General features: G+C 55.4%; 4 protein-coding genes and 1 pseudogene. All 5 read left to right on the top strand.

The annotated features are described in order from the left end of the window. Positions 1-435, top strand: a pseudogene (locus H6F43_RS21275) (NAD(P)/FAD-dependent oxidoreductase); the annotation flags it as partial. A 76-nt stretch (positions 436-511) separates the two neighbouring features. Continuing rightward, positions 512-700 carry a hypothetical protein gene (locus H6F43_RS21270; protein WP_190345167.1) on the top strand — a complete coding sequence of 63 codons (189 nt, stop codon included), beginning with the start codon at positions 512-514 and terminating at the stop codon, positions 698-700. Positions 701-750: 50 nt separating this feature from the next. Then, positions 751-1,602, top strand: coding sequence for a pentapeptide repeat-containing protein (locus tag H6F43_RS21265; RefSeq protein ID WP_190345166.1), 852 nt, complete (start codon positions 751-753; stop codon positions 1,600-1,602). A gap of 104 nt (positions 1,603-1,706) precedes the next feature. Beyond that, positions 1,707-2,360 carry an HAD family hydrolase gene (locus H6F43_RS21260; RefSeq protein ID WP_190345165.1) on the top strand — a complete coding sequence of 218 codons (654 nt, stop codon included), beginning with the start codon at positions 1,707-1,709 and terminating at the stop codon, positions 2,358-2,360. 159 nt (positions 2,361-2,519) lie between these two features. Continuing rightward, positions 2,520-3,683 carry a DNA double-strand break repair nuclease NurA gene (locus H6F43_RS21255; RefSeq protein ID WP_190345164.1) on the top strand — a complete coding sequence of 388 codons (1,164 nt, stop codon included), beginning with the start codon at positions 2,520-2,522 and terminating at the stop codon, positions 3,681-3,683. The last annotated feature ends 6 nt before the right edge of the window (positions 3,684-3,689 follow it).

Below are 3,689 nucleotides of genomic sequence, written 5' to 3'. Positions count from 1 at the left end.
GTGCAAGCGCTGCCCTTGAAGAAATCTCCCCGTGGGCAATTGGTCGTCACTCCGACCCTACAAGTTGTGGACCAGCCAGACCTGTTTGCGCTGGGCGACCTTGCTGATTGCAAAGATGCCGAAGGGCAACAGATCCCCAATACTGCACAGTCCGCCTTTCAACAAGCAGAATTTGTCGGTTGGAACGTCTGGGCGTCACTCACCGGACGCCCCTTGTTGCCGTTCCGCTATCAACCGCTGGGCGAGATGCTAAGTTTGGGTACCGACAGCGCCACGTTTACTGGTTTGGGTCTGAAGCTGGATGGCTCGATCGCTTACGTCGCCCGTCGATTGGCGTACTTGTACCGAATGCCCACTCTGGAGCACCAGCTTCGAGTTGGTCTAAATTGGATTGCTCAACCGATTCTGACTGCGCTCTCCCGTCCAGAGGGGTAGCAAGTTCTATCTAACAGCGGATCAAGGAAGATTTTGGGCACATTAATCTCGTACCATAGGCGGCGGTACACGCCTGATGCTCAACCTGAATGGTTTGAGCGTAAAGCCGTTTATGCTAAATGTGCGGGCGATCGAGAAATCCCATTTCCAGCTACCTGAGTTATCCAGCTTTGGTGCAGGTTGTGCCACCGAACTTGCTCTGCCGGTTGCGATCAACTCGTATGACCTGCTACTAGTAAACCACCTTGAGAATTGGGCAAATTAATTGGAGCATCAGCGGTTTGTGCAAGCTATCAAAGCAGAGAGGCGGATTTAATGCGTGCCAGTGAACTCCTGAAGCGGTATGCAGCAGGAGAGCGGAAGTTTGGACAGGTTAGCCTGTGGGGTGTGAATTTAAGCCGGGCAAGCCTGGAGGGTATTGATCTGAGCCAAGCCGACCTGCGAGGAGCCAACCTGCGAGGCGTTATTTTTAAGGATGCTCAGCTACGGCAGGCAAATTTGGCGGAAGCTGACCTGACTGGAGCCAACCTGCAAGGGTCTGATTTGTGCGGCGCGGTTTTGGAGGGAGCCAACCTGACAGAAGCCTTAGTGATCAATGCGGATCTGCGTGGTGCTTGTCTGGTTCAGGCAATCCTGAATAAGGCGAACCTGACGAACACGAACTTGAGTGATTCAGATTTAGGCAGCGCCCATCTGTGGGGAGCCAATCTCTGCGGGGCTAGGCTGATGTCCACCAACTTCAGAAGTGCCAATTTGCGGGGAGCATACCTGTGTCAGGCGGTCCTTAGCGGCGATTTAAGCGAGGCGAATCTGAGTGGGGCAAATCTAAGCTGGACGGTGCTAGCAGGGGCGATTTTGGACGAAGCGATTCTGAGTGATGCAGAACTCAATAGCGCCAATCTTGTGGGTGCGCGGCTGTGTGGAGCAAAGCTGCGGGGTGCCAATTTGCGCGGAGCTGACTTAACAAACGCTGATTTGAGCCGCGTCAATTTAAGCGAAGCGAACCTGTCGATGGCAAGACTGACGGGAACGATTCTGAGTGGGGCAGTCTTGAGTGGAGCCGATCTGCGCGGCACCAATCTAAGTGATGCCAATTTAACTGAGGTCCGCTTGCTAGGAGCTAATCTGCGGGGAGTTGCCCTGCCAGATAATGTCACTTTGATCTGATTGTGCGATCGCTGTGCCACGATCGCGAATGGGTATGCTGCCGCGCAATCGCCCATCCGACCGTACTACCATAGCGATTAGGCGATCGCAGGAGTGACAGTGGCATGAAACAGCCGCCAACGGTAATTTTTCTGGATGCGGTGGGCACGCTGTTCGGCATTAGAGGCAGTGTCGGGCAGGTGTACGGAGATACGGCGAAGCAGTTCGGCGTTACGGTCTCCGCGGAGGCGCTGGATCAGGCATTTCTTCAGAACTTTCGGAACGCTGGAGCGCCCGCCTTTCTAGAGCCGAACCCGACCGAGCTACAGGCAAAGGAGTTTGCTTGGTGGCTGGCGATCGCTACGCAGACTTTCCAGCAGGCAGGCGTGCTTGACCAGTTCTCCGACTTTACCAAGTTCTTTGCGGAACTCTACAATCGCTTCGCCACGGCTGCCCCGTGGGAGGTGTACCCCGATGTCGTCCCATCCCTAGAGCGCTGGCAGCAGCAGGGCGTGCAGCTAGGGATTTTGTCCAATTTTGATTCGCGGCTGTACCCCGTGCTGCACGCTCTGGATCTGGCTCACTTCTTTTCGTCCGTCACCATTTCCACTGAATCAGGGGCGGCAAAGCCCGATCGCAAAATCTTTGAAATTGCCCTTCAGAAGCACCAGTGCACACCCGAACAAGCGTGGCACATTGGCGATCGCTATGACGAAGACTATCAAGCCGCGCGATCGGCAGGACTACGGGGAATTTGGCTAAGACGCGATAAAGAGTAAGGGGATGAGCTATGAGGTTTGAGAGATTGGTGCAGACGATACTAAACTGAACAGGCTGTTAGCTCATAGCTCGCTTCACGTTTACGTGTTGTTCTGCCTCAGGATTGCGTTAGAGTATCTAGCTCACCGCCGACCATTTGACCCTCAAACCTGCTGCTCATGACGATCAAGCCCTCCCAGATTCTGAACTGCCTGAACACCAAGCGATCGCAGTTTGAGGCGTTCGATCGCACGACTCTCGCCGCTCTGGAGAAGTACCGGACGGCACTGGCGAATCTATCGCAGGAGCCGGATGGCGAGATTTTGCAGCAGTTGAAACCAGTTGCGCGCAACGATCGCGGTGCGGAACCGCTGGAGCCGCTGGGCAACTTTCCTAACTGGATTGTGCCGTCTAAGCTGGTGTGGCAAAGTCGGGAGCAGAGTTTGGAGTGGGTGCGCGATCGCTTGACCGGAATTGCAACGTTTGCGGTAGATGGCTCTCAGATCTATCCGACAAAAGACATTTCGATTCCGGTGGCGCTGGTGCAGATCGGCTGGTACGAGAATTTTCATTTGCCCAACGGACACTACGAAAAGGACATTGCGCTCGATGTGATGACGCCTGCGGATCTGCGCGTCAGCAATATGGGCGATCCGGTCGATCGACGGGTCAATATGCGTCGCTTCGAGATGGAAACGGAGCGGCTGATTCAATACATGGAGGACCGAGCAGGCTGCGGCGAGTGTTTGGCGTTTTTTGATGGGGCGTTGGTCGTGACGTTTGCGGAAGCGTTTGAGGAGGACACCCGCGATTTCTACGTCCGCTGCGTCGTGCGCCTGCTTCACGCAAGCGAGAAGTACCGCGTGCCGCTGGTAGGTTACATTGACACGTCCTACGCCCGCGATCTGACGCTGATGCTGCAACATCTGGGTGGCTTGCCGGAGGTGCGAACGATTCACGATGCGCCGTTGCTGGCAAAAGGGATGCGGTGGGGCGATCGTACGCCGCTGTTTTGCTGCCGCCGTCCGGGAATTTTGAAGCAGTATCCGGCGGGCGATATTGCCTTTTCGTACTTGAAGGCGCACGATGGCTATCCGGTGCGCTTGGAGTTTCCCGCTTGGATGTACGAAGCGGGCTTGGCGGAGTCGGTGCTTGACTGGATACGCTGCGAGGTGATTATCGGCAGCGGCTATCCTTACGTGATTGAAACGGCGGACCAAACTGCTGTACTAAGAGCTGAGGATCGTCAAGTGTTTTACCGTCTGCTGCAAGAGTGGGCAGAGAATGAGAATCTGAACCTGCGGCTCTCGCGCAAGATGGTCAGCAAAGCGCGGCGACGGTAGCTGTTA

This window comes from Leptolyngbya sp. FACHB-36, from assembly GCF_014695955.1.
GTDB lineage: Bacteria > Cyanobacteriota > Cyanobacteriia > Leptolyngbyales > Leptolyngbyaceae > FACHB-36.
The sequence above is the reverse complement of the archived record's forward strand: the minus strand, read 5'-3'. Positions and strand labels throughout refer to the sequence as shown.

Excerpts from the sequence above, each read along its gene's own strand:
- H6F43_RS21270 (WP_190345167.1), top strand. The coding sequence starts at position 512 with ATGCTCAACCTGAATGGTTTGAGCGTAAAGCCGTTTATGCTAAATGTG.
- H6F43_RS21265 (WP_190345166.1), top strand. The coding sequence starts at position 751 with ATGCGTGCCAGTGAACTCCTGAAGCGGTATGCAGCAGGAGAGCGGAAG.
- H6F43_RS21255 (WP_190345164.1), top strand. The coding sequence starts at position 2,520 with ATGACGATCAAGCCCTCCCAGATTCTGAACTGCCTGAACACCAAGCGA.
- H6F43_RS21260 (WP_190345165.1), top strand. The coding sequence starts at position 1,707 with ATGAAACAGCCGCCAACGGTAATTTTTCTGGATGCGGTGGGCACGCTG.